The following is a 16,100-nucleotide window of genomic DNA, read 5'->3' as shown; positions in this document are numbered from 1 at the left end:
CTCGTTCTCAGGGGTGCGTCAGCGGACCGGGAAGACGGTGCTGGCGGTGACGGCGGTGAACTCGTCCAGCCGGACGGTCACGGTGAGGGTCCAGCTGCCGGCCGAGGGCAGGTCGGGGTCGCCGACGTAGTGGCCGGGGCCGGCGGCGGCGAGCTCGACGTCCAGCGGCCCGATCTCCTGCCGCACCTCGGTCAGCGAGACCGCGATCTGCTGCGGCTGGGCGAGCTGCCCGTCGGCGTCGTAGAGGTAGACGTGCACGGTCGTCGGTCCGGGGGTCGCCGGGTCCACCGACACCTGCACGCTGCCGTTGCCGGTCGTGCCCCCGGCCGACTGCAACGGCAGGGTGACCTCCACCGGCATCGCGATCGACGCCTTCGCCGGGTACTGGCTGACCAGCACCGCCGACAGCGCGAGGACGACGACCGCGCCGACGCCCTCCAGGAGCACCGCGCGACGCAGCACCCCGAGGGTGGCCGGTGGCGGCTCCGCCTCCTCCGTGGCGGCAAACGCCTGGGCCACGACCCGGTGGCCGGAGCCGGGACGGCGGCCCCGCCCGGCGCGCTGCTGCACCCAGTCCCGGCTGACCAGCGCGGCGACCAGCACGAGCAGCACCACCGCGAGCTTGGCCAGCAGCACCCAGCCGTAGCCGGTGGAGACCAGCGCGGAGAAGGAGCCGACCTCGCGGACCGACTGCAGCACCCCGGTGACGACGAGCGCGCCGATGTAGCCCCCGGCCAACCGCGACCATCGGGGCAGCGCGGCGTCCAGCTCGCGGGTCGGGGTGCCGCCGCGCAGCAGGCCGCTGAACAACACGACCAGGCCGCCCAGCCAGCCGCTCATCGCGGCCACGTGCACCGCCGACACGGCGACGGCCAGCCCCGTGAGCGTGCCGGCGACCGGGTGCCCGACCCCGGCGACCGCTACCACCAGCCCGGCGGCCAGCAGCCCGGCGACGGCGAGCGCCGGGACACCCGGTCGCCGACCGCGCCGCCAGCTCCCGGCCAGGACACCGCCCAGCAGCACCGCCAGTGCGATCCGGGCGAGCAGCGTGCGACCGTAGCCCGAGTCGACGGTCGTGCCGACCAGCTGCCCGTCGAACAGCGACCCGAGCCCGCCGGCCGCGGCGTAGGGACCCTGCACGAGGAGGGAGAGCGCGCCGCCGACGACGACCGCGGCCAGCCCGGCCAGCGTCCCCCGGCGCAACCGCCCCGACGACCAGCCGCCCGGCCACACGGTGGCCAGCGCCAGCGGGATGCCGAGCCCCAGGGCCATCCCGGCGTACCCGAGCCAGCGCGCCAGCGGCAGCACCGCCGCCACCCCGGGGTCGATCGTGTCCCCGGTGCCCACCGACCCGGCCGGTACGAGCTCCCCGTCCCCGACGACGAAGGAGAAGGCACCCGAGACCGGGTGGGAGTCCGCCGACACCACCCGGTAGGTGACCACGTAGCCGGCCTCGGGCAGGTCGGTGCGCAGCGGCACGGTGACGACGTCGTCGCGCACCTCGGCCGTGCCGGCGTCGACCCGCTCCCCGTCGCCGTCCAGCACGCGCGCGTACCCGGCGCCCAGGGAGACGTGCTCGTCGAACTGGATGGTCACCTGCGCCGGGGCGGCGTCCAACCGCTCGCCGTCGGCGGGGGCCGTCGTGACCACCATCGCGTGCGCCGCGGCGGGCGGGGCGGTGACGACGTCGAGCAACAGACCGGCGCCGAGCAGTGCGGACAGCAGCAGGACGGCGGTGAGCAACCGCCTCATGCGGGCAGCTGCCCGGGTCGGGTGACGATGGTCGGACGGTGCACGACCGAACAGTCGTCGGCGGGGCCCGTCCAGTTCCCGGAGGCGGGGACAACCCGGCGAACGGACGATGAACGGGAGGGGACCTATGCTCCCCGAGGTCGCCATGCCCGGAGGGGAGACGGCCACCCCGTCGTCGTCACCCCCGGAGCACTGCGTGGCCTTCCGCCTGACCCCCAAGGACTCGAGCTTCTACGACATGTTCACCGCCTCGGCGGAGAACCTGGTCGAGGCAACCGACGTCCTCAGCACGTTCGTGCACGAGCACACCCGCCGCGAGGAGCTCGGCCGCGTCCTGCGGGACCTGGAGCACAAGGGCGATCAGGCGACGCACGCGATCTTCCGGCAGGTCAACTCCAGCTTCGTGACGCCGTTCGACCGCGAGGACATCTACAACCTGGCCAGCGACCTCGACGACGTCATGGACTGCATCGAGGCCGCCGCGGACCTGGTGGTGCTCACCAAGCTGGGGACGCTGCCGGCCGAGATGGGCCAGCAGGTGGCCCTGCTGCAGCGCTGCGCCCAGGTGACGGCGGAGTCGATGCCGCGGCTGCGGTCGATGAAGGACCTCGCCGACTACTGGATCGAGGTCAACCGGTTGGAGAACGAGGCGGACAAGCTGTACCGCCGGCTGCTCTCCCGGCTGTACTCCGGTGAGTTCGACGCGTTGGAGATCCTCAAGCTCAAGGAGGTCGCCGACCAGCTCGAGGAGGCCGCCGACGCCTTCGAGCACGTGGCCAACGTGGTCGAGACGATCGCGGTCAAGGAGTCCTGAGCACCGGATGGACGGGGCACTCCTCGCGCTGGTCGTCATCGTCGTCGTCGCCTTGGCGTTCGACTACACCAACGGCTTCCACGACGCGGCCAACGCCATCGCCGTGGCGGTGTCCACCAAGGCGCTGACCCCGCGAGCCGCCCTGGGGCTGGCAGCGGTGATGAACCTGGTGGGCGCGCTGATCTCCACCAAGGTCGCGGCCACGGTGGGCAGCGGCATCATCGACCCGCCCACCGGCAGCGGCGGGCTGCAGGTGGTCTTCGCCGCGCTCATCGGGGCGATCGTGTGGAACCTGATCACCTGGTACTTCGGGTTGCCCTCGTCCTCCTCGCACGCGCTGATCGGCGGGCTCGTGGGCGCGGCGCTCGCGGCCGCGGAGTCGGTGAAGTGGCTCGGCATCGTCGACAAGGTCGTCATCCCGATGGTGCTGTCGCCGCTGATCGGCTTCGGGCTGGGCTACCTGTTCATGCTGGCGATCCTGTGGTCGTTCCGGCGGGCGAACGCGCACAAGGCGCACCGCGGCTTCCGCTACGCCCAGATCGTGAGCTCGGCGACCATGGCCTTCGGCCACGGCACCCAGGACGCCCAGAAGACGATGGGCATCATCACCCTCGCGCTGGTCACCTCCGGCGAGCTGGACGACTTCGACGTCCCGCTGTGGGTGATCCTCGCCTCGGCGCTGGCGATCAGCGCCGGCACCTACGCCGGTGGCTTCCGGATCATGCGCACCCTGGGCCGGCGGATCATCCAGCTGACCCCGGCCGGTGGGTTCGCCGCCCAGACCGTCGCCTCCAGCGTGCTGATCGCCACCGCGACGGTGTTCGCCGTGCCGGTCTCCACGACGCACATCACCACCGCCTCGATCATGGGCGTGGGCGCGACCCGGCGACTGTCGGCGGTCCGCTGGGGCGTGGCGGGCAACATCGTCGTCGCCTGGGTGGTCACCCTCCCGGCCGCCGGCGCGGTCGCCGCGCTCGCCTTCTTCATCACCCACGCGATCGTGGGCTAGGAAGGACACGTGACGTCGTCCCCCGTCCCGGAGGGGACGACGCCTGGCCCGGTCGAGCCGGTCGGACCGGTCGCCTCCTCCCCCGTCCGGCTGGGCACCGCACCCGGCCGGTGGGTGCTGCTGGCCACCGTGCTGGCCTCGGGCATGGCGTTCCTGGACGCCAGTGCGGTCAACGTGGCGCTGCCGGCGATCGGCGCGGACCTGGGCGCCGGGCTGGCCGGGCTGCAGTGGACGCTGAGCGGCTACACGCTGGCGCTGGCCTCGCTGATCCTGCTGGGCGGCGCGCTCGGCGACCGGTACGGACGCCGCCGGGTCTTCGTGGTCGGTGTCGTCTGGTTCGCGGTCACCTCGCTGGGCTGCGGCCTCGCCCAGACCACCGGCCAGCTGGTCGCGATGCGGGTGCTGCAGGGCGTCGGCGGCGCGCTGCTCACCCCGGGCAGCCTGGCCATCATCCAGTCCTCCTTCCCGCACCGCGACCGGCCGCGGGCCATCGGCCTGTGGTCCGCCCTCGGCGGGGTCGCCGGGCTGGTCGGGCCGTTCTTGGGCGGGTTCCTGGTCGACGCGGTCAGCTGGCGGTGGGTGTTCCTGGTCAACGCGCCGCTGGCGGTCGTGGTGGTGCTGGTCGCCGTCCGGCACGTGCCGGAGAGCCGGGACCCCGAGCGCACCGGGCGGTTCGACACCGTCGGGGCGGTGTGGGGGGCGCTGGCCCTGGCCGGGGTGACCTACGCGCTGATCGCCGCCGGCGACGGCCCTGGCCGGCCCCAGGTGTGGGTCGCCGCGGCGGTCGGCGTGCTGGCCGGGGTGGCGTTCGTCGTCCGCGAGCGGCGGGCGCATGAGCCCATGCTGCCGCCCGCGGTGTTCGCCGACCGGGAGTTCACCGGCGCGAACCTCAGCACCTTCGTGGTCTACGGCGCGCTGGGCGGCTGGGGGTTCTTCCTGGTGGTCGAGCTGCAGACGGTGCTCGGCTACAGCGCCACCGAGGCGGGCGCGGCGATGATCCCGTCGACCGTGGTGCTCACCCTGCTGTCCTCCCGGGCCGGGGCGCTGGCGCAGCGCACCGGCGCCCGGCTGCCGATGACGGTCGGCCCGCTGGTCACCGCCGCGGGCCTGCTGTGGTTGTCCCGGGTGGAGCAGGGCAGTTCCTTCCTGCACGACGTGCTGCCGCCGTCGCTGGTCAGCGGTGTCGGGCTCGCGCTGCTGGTCGCCCCGCTCACCGCGACCGTGCTCGATGCCGCACCCGACCACCTCGCCGGCGTCGCCAGCGGCGTGAACAACGCGGTGGCCCGGGCGGCGCAGCTGCTGGCGGTGGCCGCGCTGCCGGTCGCGGTGGGTCTGTCCGGGGACGACTACGCCGACCCGGCCAGCTTCAGCGCCGGCTTCCGCACGGCGATGGTCGTCTGCGCGGCGCTGCTCGCGGTGGGCGGCGCGGTCGCCTGGGCGACGGTCCGGACCGACACGCTCAAGGCGTGACCCATGCCTCCCGACCCGGCACTCGACAAAACCTACCGGGATGGTAGGAATGTGCACGTGCCGACGTCTGCTGCCCTCCCCGGCGACCTGCTGGTGAGCCGACTGCACGTCGACCTGCTCCGCGTGACCACCACCGCCTGTTGCAGCCGCTGATCCCTGCGCGCCTCGCGCGCCCCCATCAGCCCTGCGGCCCGCGTCTGCGTGCGCGACCGTGCCCTCACCCCGGAGCCCACCCCCGTGAAGACCCTCATCGTGCTCGCCCTGGCCGGGCTCGGCGCCCAGCTCGTCGACGGAAGCCTCGGCATGGGCTACGGCGTCACCTCGACGACGCTGCTGCTCGCCCTCGGCACCAACCCGGCCGCCGCCTCCGCCACCGTCCACCTCGCCGAGATCGGCACCAACCTCGCCTCCGGCCTGTCGCACTGGCGGTTCGGCAACGTCGACTGGAAGGTCGTCGCCCGGATCGGCGTCCCCGGGGCCGTCGGTGCCTTCGTCGGGGCGACCGTGCTGTCCTCCCTCTCCACCGAGGTCGCCGCACCGGTCATGCAGCTGATCCTGCTGGGCCTCGGCCTGTACCTGCTGGTCCGCTTCACGCTGCGCGGGATCGACAAGCGGCACCTGGGCAAGCCGATGCGCAAGCGCTTCCTCGCCCCGCTGGGGCTGGCGGCCGGCTTCGTCGACGCCACCGGCGGCGGCGGCTGGGGCCCGGTCAGCACCCCGGCGATCCTGGCCAGCGGCCGGCTCGAGCCCCGCAAGACGATCGGCTCGATCGACACCTCCGAGTTCCTCGTCTCGGTCGCGGCGAGCCTGGGCTTCCTCTTCGCGCTCGGCGACCAGGGCATCGACCTCGGCTGGGTCGCCGCCCTGCTGGTCGGCGGCCTGGTCGCGGCGCCGATCGCCGCCTGGCTGGTGCGCTACGTGCCGCCGCGGCTGCTCGGCGCCGGCGTGGGCGGGATCATCGTGCTGACCAACACCAAGAGCCTGCTGAGCTCCGACTGGATCGACGCGGGCGCTCCGGTCCGCTACGCGGTCTACGCGGCCGTCTACCTCGTCTGGGCCGCCGCGGTGGCGTGGTCCTACCGCGAGTACCGCAAGGACCGCGCCCAGGAGTCGGCCGACGCGCTGTCCGCCGAGGCGGCCCGGCTGGCCGAGGCGGAGCGGGTCGCCTCGCCGAACGAGGTCGCCCCGGTCGAGGACGAGTCCGTCCGGTCCGGGCGGCCGAGCGCCCCGCGCGACTAGACCCGCTCAGCCGCCCTTCGGGCGGGCGCGGACGTGCATGCGCTCGCCCTGCGGCCCGAACAGCATCAGGACCTCGACCGGCTGGTCGGTGACGTTGCCGAACCAGTGCGGGGTGTGGGTGTCGAACTCGGCGACCTCGCCGGGGCCGAGGACGAGGTCGTGCTCCCCCAGCAGCAGCCGCAGCCGCCCGGACAGCACGTACATCCACTCGTAGCCCTCGTGCGACTGCTGCTCCGGCTCCCGCCGTGCCTGCGGCGGGATCAGCGCGCGGTAGGCCTGCACCCCGCCCGGCCGGCGGGTCAGCGGCCACATGGTCATGCCGTTGCGCTGGACCGGCTGCGGGTGGACCCGCGGATCGGCCGCGGACGGCGCCCCGACCAGCTCGTCCAGCGGCACCTGGTGGACCCGGGCGAGCGGGAGCAGCAGCTCCAGGGTGGGCCGGCGCTGCCCGGACTCCAGCCGGGACAGCGTGCTCACCGAGATGCCGGTGGAGGCCGAGAGCTCGGCCAGCGTCGCGCCCTGCTGCTGGCGCAGCACGCGCAGCCGCGGCCCCACCCCGTCGAGCACGCCGTCCAGGTCGTCGTCCATGCACCCATTTGCTGCTCCGGCAACGAGGTTTGTCAAGTGGCGGGCCGCAGGTGCACCGTCGTCCCTGCCGGGTCACCCGGCCGACGAGGGGAGCAGACGATGGACGAGCGGTACGACGTGGTGGTGGTCGGCGGCGGTGCCGCGGGCCTGAGCGGGGCGCTGGCGCTGGGCCGCGCCCGCCGGTCGGTGCTGGTGGTGGACGGCGGTCGGCCGCGGAACGCCCCGGCCGACGCGATGCACAACTACCTGGGCCGGGACGGCACCCCGCCCGGCGAGCTGCTGGCCGCCGGCCGGGCGGAGGTCGCGGGGTACGGCGGGCAGGTCATTCCCGGCGAGGCCGTCACCGCCCGGGCGGAGGACGGCGGGTTCGTCGTCCGGCTGGCCGACGGGCGGGACGTGCGGAGCCGGCGGCTGCTGGTGACCACCGGACTGGTCGACGAGCTCCCCGACCTGCCGGGGCTCCGCGAACGGTGGGGCGCCGACGTCCTGCACTGCCCGTACTGCCACGGCTGGGAGGTCCGCGACCGCGCCGTCGGCGTCCTGTCCACCGGGCCGGCCGGCGTGCTGAAGGCGCTGCTCTGGCGGCAGTGGACCGCGGACGTGACCCTCTTCCTGCACACCGGCCCGGAGCCCACCGACGACGAGTGGGAGCAGCTGGCCGCCCGTGGGATCGCGGTCGTGACCGGCGAGGTGACCGCCGTGGAGTCCGCCGGCGACCGGCTCACCGGCGTCCGGCTGGCCTCCGGCCGGGTGGTCCCGCTCGACGCGCTGGTGGTCTCCCCCAGGTTCACCGCCCGCTCCGCGGTGCTGGCGTCCCTCGGCCTGCCGGTGGAGCCGGTGGAGGCGATGGGGCACGCGGTCGGCAGTGCGGTCCCCTCCGGGCCGATGGGCGCGACCGCCGTCCCCGGCGTGTGGGTGGCCGGCAACGTCACCGACCTGATGGCGCAGGTGGTCACCGCGGCGGCGGCCGGGCTGCAGGCCGGTGCCGCGATCAACGCGGACCTGATGTCCGAGGACGTCCGGCAGGCGGTGCAGGAGCGGCGGGCGCCGTTCTCGCCCGCCAGCGAACGCGAGTTGTGCGAGACGGTGCTGGGCGACCGGCGCCACGGGATCTGAGGAGGAACGGTGCACGAACACCAGCACGAGCACGAGCCGGCGTCGACCGGCCACGACCACGCCTCCTGGGAGGATCGCTACCGCGACGCCCCGGCGCTGTGGAGCGGACGGGTCAACCCCCCGCTGGCCGCCGAGGCCACCGGGCTCGCCCCGGGCCGCGCGCTGGACGTCGGCTGCGGCGAGGGCGGCGACGCGCTGTGGCTGGCCGGCCAGGGCTGGCAGGTCACCGGCCTGGACTGGTCGGAGGTCGCGCTGACCCGCGCCGCGGAGCACGCGGCCGCGGCCGGGGTCACCGACCGGGTGACGTGGGTCCGCGGGGACATCCACAGCTGGCAGCCGCCGGTCGCGGCGTACGACCTGGTCACCGCCCACTTCCTGCACCCGACCGCCGACCAGCGGCACGCCCTGGTGCCCCGCCTCGCGGCCGCGGTCGCGCCGGGCGGGACGCTGCTGTGGGTCGGCCACCCGTACGACGAGGAGCGCGCCGCGTTGTGGGGCGCGGAGCGGTTCGCCACCGCCGCCGAGGTGGCCGCCGACCTCGACCCCGGGGAGTGGGAGGTGCTGGTGGCCGCCCAGCGGCCGCGGCCGGGCGAGGACGCCGGTCACCACCATGCCGACGAGATCGTGCGGGCCCGCCGGCGCGGCTGATCAGCGGTCCGCGAGCAGCCCTGCCTCCAGCTCCGGGGGCAGGCCGGGCAGCTCGCGACCGGCCGGGGGCTCCGGTCGGTCGGCGGTCCGCATCCAGGCCCAGGTGTCGGCCACCGAGTCCCGCACCGGCCGGGAGGGCAGACCGAGCTCCCGGGCGCGGCTGGTGTCGACGTCCCAGGCGGTGCGAGCCGTCTCCGGCGCCAGCCACAGCGGCAGGTGCACCCACTCCTCGACGCCGACGGCCAGCAGGTCGGCGTCGGGGACGGGCACCCACTCCGCGTCGCTGCCGGTCACCTCGCGGCAGGTGTCCAGCAACCCGCCGAGCGTCGTCATCCCGGTGGGCCCGGTGGTGTTGACCGGGCCGGCGAGCCCACGCTCGGCCGCCTCGACCAGCCAGCCGGCCAGGTCCCGGGCGTCGACCAGTGCGATCGGCTGGGCGGTGTTCGCCGGGACGACGACCCGGCCACCGGCGGCGATCCGGTCCAGCCACCAGCCGAGCCGGTACAGCGGGTCGAACGGGCCGACGATCAGCCCGGCCCGCGCGGTGAGGAACCGCTCCCCCAGCGCCGCGCCCAGCACCCGCTCGGCGTGCGCCTTGTCCTGCCCGTACCCGCGGTCGTCGGTCTGCCAGGTCGGCTCCTCGTCCTCGCTGCCGATCGGCCCGGGCGGCCAGTTCTGGTAGGCGTTGAGGCTGCTGACGAACGCGTAGCCGGCGACGCCGGACAGCGCAGCCGCGGCGTTCTCCGCTGCGGTGCGGGTCTGGCAGGAGGTGTCGACGACGATCTCAGGCGCCCAGCCCTCGAGAGCGGCGGGCAGCGCGGCCGGGTCGTCGCGGTCCCCGTGCAGGGCGCGGACCCCGTCCGGCGGGGCGCCGGACACCCCGCGGGTGAAGGTGGCGACCTCGTGTCCGCGCTCGAGACCGGCGGTGACCACGTGCCGGCCGAGGAAGTGCGTGCCGCCGAGGACGAGGAGTCGCATGGGCCGACCTCAGCGCAGCCGCCCGTCCCCGTCCACCCGGTTCGCTCCCGGCGTACCCGGCGGTGTCGATCGCGGAGGTCTGCTGGCTACCGTGACCGGGTGCCGCTGCTGGGACCGGGCGACCCGCTCACCCACCGTCCGTCGCGTGTGCTGGTCGCCGGTACCTCCGGCGCCGGCAAGACGACCCTCGCCGCTCGCGTCGCCGACGTGCTGGGGCTGCCGCACGTCGAGATCGACGCGCTCTTCCACGGCGTCGACTGGGCGCCTCGGCCGACGTTCGAGCAGGACGTCCGCCGGTTCGCGGCCGGCCCCTGCTGGGTCACCGAGTGGCAGTACCCGCCGGTGCGACCCCTGCTCGCCGAGCGAGCCGACCTGGTGGTCTGGCTGGACCTCCCGCGGGCGCGGGTGATGAGCCAGGTCGTCCGTCGGACGCTCCGCCGGCGACTCCTCCGCGAGCGGCTCTGGCACGGCAACGTCGAGCCACCGCTGCGCACCGTCCTCACCGACCCGGAGCACATCGTCCGGTGGGCCTGGCGTACGCACTCGCGGACGGGTCCACGTGTGCTGGAGCTGCACACCCAGCGACCCGAGCTGACCGTCGTCCGCCTCCCCAGCCGGCGGGCGGCGCACTCCTGGCTGACCGGACCGCTGGCCCGGTTCGCGACCTAGGCGGGAGGACTCAGCCGGCGCGGACGCCGCGCAGGGGGACGACTCAGCCGGCGCGGACGCCGCGGAGGGGGACGACCTCGGGGCGTGGACGGGAGCCGGCCGCGGCGAGCACCCGCTGCGGGCTGCCGGAGTCCTCGCGCAGGCCGGCCAGCCGCAGCGCGCGCACGCCGGTCAGCGCGTCGGCCTCCGGCGGCACCACGAGCAGGTCGAGCCGCCGGTCGCCGTCCACGGTGAGCGAGACCAGCTGCGGGTCCATGCTGCGGAAGGCTCCGGTGCGCACGGTCCGCCCGGAGACGGTCACCTTGCGCTGCACCGGGTGCTCCCAGGCCTCGACCGGGTAGGTGAACCGCTCGACCTTGACGTCGAGCATGGACAGCGCGGCGATCAGCTCGGGGAGCTCGGCCCCCAGGTCCCGGCTGCGCGGCCACCAGGCACCGTCGACGGCGACGTCACCCGCCGTCCCCTCCCGGCGCAGCCGCACCCGCACGTCGATGCCGTTCCGGAAACCCGCTGCCCGCTGGACCGCCATCGGCTGCCCGACCACCTCTCGCACTCATCCCCCAGGTGTCGTGCGGCCCCCCAGCCGCGGACACCTCTCCCGACCGGAACGTACGACCGGGACCGCGGCGCCCCGGCGCGCCACGAGGGACGCCGACGGGGGTGTCCGGCAGGCGCGGCCTGTCCTCACCGGACGTGGTCATCCGGCGACTGTCGCCACACGCGCACCACCGGGCTCGTCAGGTGCGGCCCGCGCGCCGCCGCGAGGACACCCCGGGAACGTCGAACGCCGCCGTCCCTGGGGGGACGACGGCGTTCGATCAGCCTGCGCTGGGCGTCAGGGCTTGGGCTTGCGGTTCTTCGACCGGCCGCGCACGGTCTGGTCCAGCTCGACCTTGCGGACCCGCACGAAGCCCGGGGTGACCTCGACGCACTCGTCCTCGGCGCAGAACTCCAGCGCCTGCTCCAGGTTGAGGATCCGCGGCGGGATGAGCCGCTCCAGCTCCTCGGAGGTGGACTTGCGCATGTTGGTGAGCTTCTTCTCCTTGGTGATGTTCACGTCCATGTCGTCGGGACGGGAGTTCTCGCCGACGATCATGCCCTCGTAGACCTCGGTGCCGGGCTCGACCATCATCTGGCCGCGCTCCTGCAGCGAGAACATCGAGTACGTGGTCGCCACACCGGAGCGGTCGGCCACCAGCGAGCCGGTCGGGCGGGCGCGCATGTCGCCCAGCCACGGCTCGTAGCCCTCCAGGTTGTGGTTCAGCACGCCGGTGCCGCGGGTCTCGGTGAGGAACTCGGTGCGGAACCCGATCAGGCCGCGTGAGGGGACGATGTACTCCATCCGCGCCCAGCCGGTGTCGTGGTGCACCAGGTTCTCGATCCGGCCACGGCGGACGGCCAGCGCCTGGGTCAGCGTGCCGACGTACTCACCCGGGGTGTCGATGGTGACCCGCTCGACCGGCTCGTGCAGCTTGCCGTCGATCTCCTTGGTCACCACGGTCGGGCGGCCGACGGTGAGCTCGAAGTCCTCGCGGCGCAGCTGCTCGACGAGGATGGCCAGCGCCAGCTCACCACGCCCCTGCATCTCCCAGGTGTCGGGACGTTCGGTGGGCAGCATGCGCACCGAGACGTTGCCGACCAGCTCCTGGTCGAGCCGGTTCTTGATCAACCGGGCGGTGAGCTTCTTGCCCGACTTGCCCGAGATCGGGCTGGTGTTGATGCCCATGGTGATCGAGATGGACGGCTCGTCGACGGTGATCGCCGGCAGCGGGCGCGGGTCGTTCGGGTCGGCGAGGGTGTCGCCGATGCCGATGTCCGGGATGCCGGCGATGGCGACCAGGTCGCCGGGGCCGGCACTCTCGGCTGGGGTGCGGGTGAGGCCCTCGGTGACCAGCAGCTCGGTGATCTTCGTCCGGGTGATCGTGCCGTCGGCCTTGCACCAGGCGACCTGCTGGCCGTTCTTCATCTCACCGGAGTGGATGCGCAGCAGCGCCAGCCGGCCGAGGTAGGGCGAGGCGTCGAGGTTGGTGACCTGGGCGCGCAGCGGCTCCTCGGCGTCGTAGACCGGGGCCGGGATCGTGTCCAGCAGCGTCTTGACCAGCGGGCCGAGGTCCGGGCTGTCCGGGACGGTGCCGTTCTCCGGCTTGTTCAGCGAGGCCTGGCCGGTGCGGCCGTTGCAGTAGACGATCGGGAACTCGAGGGTCTCCGCCGGCAGGCCGGCGTCCTCGAGCAGCTCCAGGAAGAGCTCGTAGGTCTCGTCGACGACCTCTTCGATCCGGGCGTCGTGCCGGTCGGTCTTGTTGACCGCCAGGATGACCGGCATCCCCTTGGCGAGCGCCTTGCGGAGCACGAAACGGGTTTGCGGCAGCGGGCCCTCGGAGGCGTCCACGAGCAGGCAGACGCCGTCGACCATGCTCAGCGCACGCTCGACCTCGCCACCGAAGTCGGCGTGGCCGGGGGTGTCGACGATGTTGACGACGACCGGGTTGCCGTCGTCGTCGTGCAGGTGGATCGCGGTGTTCTTGGCGAGGATGGTGATCCCGCGCTCGCGCTCGAGCTCGCCGGAGTCCATGACGCGTTCCTGCGTGGAGTCGTTGTCGGTGCCCTCGCCCTTCGCGCGGCCCAGGGCACCAGCCTGGCGGAGCAGGGCGTCGACCAGGGTGGTCTTGCCGTGGTCGACGTGGGCGATGATCGCCACGTTGCGCAGGTCGTTACGGGTGGGCATGCGGAGAGGCACCTCAGGAGATCGCGTGGGGGTCTGCGCGCTGCGGCGCGCGACACTGGGTCAACGACCGTGCGGGCCGAGACCTTCCCACCCAGAGTACGGGACGTCGGCTCCTCCTCGGACCGGTTGTGACCGGTCCCCCACTCAGACCGACGGCGCGGGCCGGTCCGCGACCGCCCAGGCGAGCGCCGCGACGGCGGCGGTGACCACCCCGACGGCGAGCCAGGCCGGCCAGCCCACGCCCAGCGCCAGCACGTGCGCGAGGACGAACGCCGCGACGTAGGCAGCCCCGAGTGCCACGGCCACGGCCAGGCCCCGACGGCGGTACCAGAGCCACCCGGCGGCCAGCCCGCCCGCGGCGAAGACGAGCCCGCCCAGCGCGCGGACGCCGGTGCCCTGGGCCACGCCGAAGCCGGCGGCCAGCCCGACGGCGGCGGCCACGGCCGACGACAAGCGGGTCTGCACGCGGGCCAGGGTGGAGGTCGGCATGCCGCCATCCTCCTCCACCCCGCCGCCCGCCCTCACTGCTGCGCGGCGGCGACGGCGGCGGTCAGGCCGGCCGGGGACAGGTCGGTGAGCTCCTCGCCGTCCACGAGGACCGTCGGGGTGCCGGTGACGCCGTCCTTGCTGGCCTGGTCCTCGGCGCCCTCGACCCAGTCGGCGAAGACCAGGTCCCGGACGTCCGCCGCGACGCCCGCGCCGGTGGCGCCGGCCTGCTCGGCGTAGCCGACCAGCTGGTCGTCGGTCAGCCCGCTCCCGCCCTCGGCCGGCTGGTGGGCGAAGAGCAGGTCGTGGAAGCGCTCGTAGGCCTCGGTGCCGGCCGTGTCGGCGACGACCGCGGCGGCGTTGAGCGCCCGGGTCGAGTAGTCGTCGTTCGCGTCGGTGTCCAGGAACGCCATGCCGTGGTAGCGCACCTGGACGGTGCCCGCGGTCACCAGGTCGTCGATGGTGCTGCCGGTGGAGTCCTCGAGCGCCTTGCAGTTCGGGCACTGGAAGTCCTCGTAGACGTCCAGGATCACGGGGGCGTCGGCCTGACCGACGGTGACGACGTAGCCGTTGCCGCTGGTGTTGGCCGGCGCTGCCGCGTCGGCCGACGTCGACGTCCGCATCGTCTGTACGACGACCACGGCCACCAGGACGACGACCAGCACGACCGCGGCCACCACCCCACCGAGCACGGTGCGCCGACGGCGCGCGGCGGCGGCCGCTGCGGCCGCCTCCGCGGCCCGCTCGGCGGCGATCCGCTGCCGGGCCGCCGCACGCTTGGCCTCACCGGACATCTGCGAGCTCCGTCCCTGCACGGCCACCGAGGGCCCACCGGGACGCCGGCCACCGGGCCAGCGCGAGGGAGACGAGGAGCAGCCCGAGGTCGCGGGCCACCTCGCCGGGGTACGCGGTCTGCCCGGCGGCGACCTGCCCGCCGCCACCGAAGCAGCCGCAGTCGATCTGCAGCCCGCGGGCCCACGCCGAGCCGACCGCCCCGACGAAGACGGCCATCAGCACCGCCGAGGCGAGCGCGGCGCCCCGCACGCACACCCCGGCCAGCAGGGCGAGGCCGACGGCGATCTCCACGACCGGCAGTCCGGAGGCCACCGGTCCGACCAGCGCCTCGGGCAGCAGCCGGTAGGCCCGGACGGCGCGTTCCGCGGCGGCTGGGTCGGGCATCTTCAGCGCCCCGGCGACGACCAGGACCCCTCCGAGCAGCAGCCGTGCGGCCGTCGCCGCCCAGGGTCCGAGGGTGCCCACGGTGGCACAGTCGTCGCTCGAACCGGCACGTTCCCGGGCGCTGCCTGGGAACTGGCTGCGAACCGCCAGGATGCGCCGGTCCCCCGCAGACCTGGTTGCCGGGCGGTACCGTTCGCGGACTCCTGCACGGCTGAGGGCGGAGGCCGATGACCGAGCCCGACGACCGGCCACCCCGGGTGGTGGACGGGGCGTGGCGTGCGCGGGTGGCCGACGCGCTCGGGTCGATCAGCGAGGCGGTCTACGTCCTCGACGGCGAGGACCGGTTCACCTGGGTCAACGCCGCCGCCGAGCGGCTGCTCGAGCGGCCGGCCACCGAGCTCGTCGGCCGGTGGATCTGGGCGGCCTTCCCCGACCTGCCCGGGGGTCCGCTGCAGCAGTCCATGGCGACGGCCCGGTCCACCCGGGAGACCCAGCACCTGGAGTTCTTCTACGACTTCCTGGACCGGTGGTTCGAGGTCCGCACGTACCCGGTGCTCGGCGACCTCGTCGTCTTCTTCCGGGACGTGCACGAGCGCCGCGCGCTGGACGAGGCACGAGCCGCGGAGTCCTCGCTCATCCGCGCGGTGCTCAACGCGCTGCCCGCGCGCACCGCCATCCTCGACGGCGACGGCACGATCCTCACCACCAACGCGGCGTGGGCGGCGGGCACGGCGGTCGCCGGGCGGCCGGTTGCCAGCCGGGCCGGCGCCAACTACCTCGAGGCCTGCCGGGCGGCCGCCGCCAACGGCGACCCGTGGTTCCGGGCGACCGTCGAGGGCCTGGAGTCGGTGCTCGCCGGGCGGGCACCGTCGTTCTCCCTCGACTACGCCGCGACGCCGGCCGGCGACCGGGCCCGCGAGACGACGTGGTGGCACCTGCAGGTCTTCCCGGTCGACGGCGGGCCGCGCGTCGTCGTCACCCACACCGACATCACCGACCGGGTGACCGCCGAGCAGCGGGCGGCCTGGCAGGCCCGGCACGACCACCTCACCGCGCTGCCGAACCGCGCGGCCCTGGACGAGGCGATCGCCGGCGCCCTGGCCGACGACGAGGGCGGCCGGGTGACCGTGCTGTACATGGACGTGGACGGCTTCAAGCAGGTCAACGACTCCCTCGGGCACGCCGCCGGCGACCTGCTGCTGCGCGAGCTGGCCGCCCGGCTCTCGCACCGCACCCGCCCCACCGACGTGGTCGGTCGGTTGGGCGGCGACGAGTTCGTCGTGGTCGCCCGGGACTGCGACGCCTCGGGCGGCGAGGCGCTGGCCCGGCGGTTCCGGTCGGTCTTCGACGAGCCGTTCGAAGTGGCCGGCACGCGGCTGCCGCTGACCGTCAGCATCGGCATCGCCACCTCCGCCCCCGTCCCCACC

Annotated in this window: 16 protein-coding genes; 8 read left to right on the top strand and 8 right to left on the bottom strand. The window is 74.5% G+C overall.

The annotated features are described in order from the left end of the window. Window positions 1-18: 18 nt before the first annotated feature. Window positions 19-1,752 carry a copper resistance CopC/CopD family protein gene (locus FHL79_RS09435; protein ID WP_171058092.1) on the bottom strand — a complete coding sequence of 578 codons (1,734 nt, stop codon included), beginning with the start codon at window positions 1,750-1,752 and terminating at the stop codon, window positions 19-21. 196 nt (window positions 1,753-1,948) lie between these two features. Between FHL79_RS09435 and FHL79_RS09430 the strand changes: the two genes are divergently transcribed. The 4 genes from FHL79_RS09430 to FHL79_RS09415 all read left to right on the top strand — a co-directional run bounded on the left by FHL79_RS09430 (window position 1,949) and on the right by FHL79_RS09415 (window position 6,284). Beyond that, complete coding sequence (locus tag FHL79_RS09430) at window positions 1,949-2,566, top strand: DUF47 domain-containing protein (RefSeq protein WP_138758355.1); 618 nt, start codon at window positions 1,949-1,951, stop codon at window positions 2,564-2,566. A 7-nt stretch (window positions 2,567-2,573) separates the two neighbouring features. Beyond that, complete coding sequence (locus FHL79_RS09425) at window positions 2,574-3,575, top strand: inorganic phosphate transporter (RefSeq protein WP_138758354.1); 1,002 nt, start codon at window positions 2,574-2,576, stop codon at window positions 3,573-3,575. Window positions 3,576-3,584: 9 nt separating this feature from the next. Continuing rightward, complete coding sequence (locus FHL79_RS09420) at window positions 3,585-5,045, top strand: MFS transporter (protein WP_138758353.1); 1,461 nt, start codon at window positions 3,585-3,587, stop codon at window positions 5,043-5,045. Between the two features lie 237 nt (window positions 5,046-5,282). Then, window positions 5,283-6,284, top strand: a complete 1,002-nt coding sequence (locus FHL79_RS09415) for a sulfite exporter TauE/SafE family protein (protein ID WP_138758352.1) — start codon at window positions 5,283-5,285, stop codon at window positions 6,282-6,284. Window positions 6,285-6,290: 6 nt separating this feature from the next. Here the strand turns inward: FHL79_RS09415 and FHL79_RS09410 are convergent, their stop codons facing one another. Beyond that, window positions 6,291-6,872 carry a helix-turn-helix domain-containing protein gene (locus tag FHL79_RS09410; protein ID WP_138758351.1) on the bottom strand — a complete coding sequence of 194 codons (582 nt, stop codon included), beginning with the start codon at window positions 6,870-6,872 and terminating at the stop codon, window positions 6,291-6,293. Window positions 6,873-6,971: 99 nt separating this feature from the next. Between FHL79_RS09410 and FHL79_RS09405 the strand changes: the two genes are divergently transcribed. Together FHL79_RS09405 and FHL79_RS09400 are read left to right on the top strand one after the other, a co-directional pair. Then, window positions 6,972-7,988 carry an NAD(P)/FAD-dependent oxidoreductase gene (locus FHL79_RS09405; RefSeq protein ID WP_138758350.1) on the top strand — a complete coding sequence of 339 codons (1,017 nt, stop codon included), beginning with the start codon at window positions 6,972-6,974 and terminating at the stop codon, window positions 7,986-7,988. Between the two features lie 9 nt (window positions 7,989-7,997). Continuing rightward, the gene (locus tag FHL79_RS09400) at window positions 7,998-8,636 is read left to right on the top strand and encodes a class I SAM-dependent methyltransferase (protein WP_138758349.1); all 639 of its coding nucleotides are present in this window, start codon (window positions 7,998-8,000) and stop codon (window positions 8,634-8,636) included. On the opposite strand, the gene FHL79_RS09395 is transcribed toward FHL79_RS09400, so the two are convergent. Then, window positions 8,637-9,614, bottom strand: coding sequence for an NAD-dependent epimerase/dehydratase family protein (locus tag FHL79_RS09395; RefSeq protein ID WP_138758348.1), 978 nt, complete (start codon window positions 9,612-9,614; stop codon window positions 8,637-8,639). A 99-nt stretch (window positions 9,615-9,713) separates the two neighbouring features. On the opposite strand from FHL79_RS09395, the gene FHL79_RS09390 reads away from it, so the two are divergent. Then, on the top strand, window positions 9,714-10,283 hold the full coding sequence (locus FHL79_RS09390) for a P-loop NTPase family protein (protein WP_218938401.1): 570 nt from the start codon (window positions 9,714-9,716) through the stop codon (window positions 10,281-10,283). A gap of 43 nt (window positions 10,284-10,326) precedes the next feature. Here FHL79_RS09390 and FHL79_RS09385 read toward each other — a convergent pair whose 3' ends face one another. The 5 genes from FHL79_RS09385 to FHL79_RS09365 form a co-directional block, all read right to left on the bottom strand. After that, window positions 10,327-10,827 carry a DUF5994 family protein gene (locus FHL79_RS09385; protein WP_246080562.1) on the bottom strand — a complete coding sequence of 167 codons (501 nt, stop codon included), beginning with the start codon at window positions 10,825-10,827 and terminating at the stop codon, window positions 10,327-10,329. 291 nt (window positions 10,828-11,118) lie between these two features. Continuing rightward, the gene (typA, locus tag FHL79_RS09380) at window positions 11,119-13,008 is read right to left on the bottom strand and encodes a translational GTPase TypA (RefSeq protein WP_138758346.1); all 1,890 of its coding nucleotides are present in this window, start codon (window positions 13,006-13,008) and stop codon (window positions 11,119-11,121) included. A 144-nt stretch (window positions 13,009-13,152) separates the two neighbouring features. Further along, the gene (locus FHL79_RS09375) at window positions 13,153-13,497 is read right to left on the bottom strand and encodes a hypothetical protein (RefSeq protein WP_138758345.1); all 345 of its coding nucleotides are present in this window, start codon (window positions 13,495-13,497) and stop codon (window positions 13,153-13,155) included. Between the two features lie 32 nt (window positions 13,498-13,529). Then, window positions 13,530-14,288 carry a DsbA family protein gene (locus tag FHL79_RS09370; RefSeq protein WP_138758344.1) on the bottom strand — a complete coding sequence of 253 codons (759 nt, stop codon included), beginning with the start codon at window positions 14,286-14,288 and terminating at the stop codon, window positions 13,530-13,532. Then, window positions 14,278-14,754, bottom strand: coding sequence for a MauE/DoxX family redox-associated membrane protein (locus tag FHL79_RS09365; RefSeq protein ID WP_138758343.1), 477 nt, complete (start codon window positions 14,752-14,754; stop codon window positions 14,278-14,280). The genes FHL79_RS09370 and FHL79_RS09365 overlap by 11 nt, the downstream gene beginning before the upstream one ends. A gap of 146 nt (window positions 14,755-14,900) precedes the next feature. Here FHL79_RS09365 and FHL79_RS09360 point away from each other — a divergent pair. Beyond that, the coding region (locus tag FHL79_RS09360) for a diguanylate cyclase domain-containing protein (RefSeq protein WP_138758342.1) at window positions 14,901-16,100 on the top strand (1,200 nt) is incomplete at its 3' end.

Origin of the sequence: Modestobacter altitudinis (genome assembly GCF_005930475.1) — a bacterium.
GTDB lineage: Bacteria > Actinomycetota > Actinomycetes > Mycobacteriales > Geodermatophilaceae > Modestobacter > Modestobacter altitudinis.
Note: the sequence above shows the minus strand (reverse complement) of the source record. Positions and strands in the feature narration are given on the sequence as shown.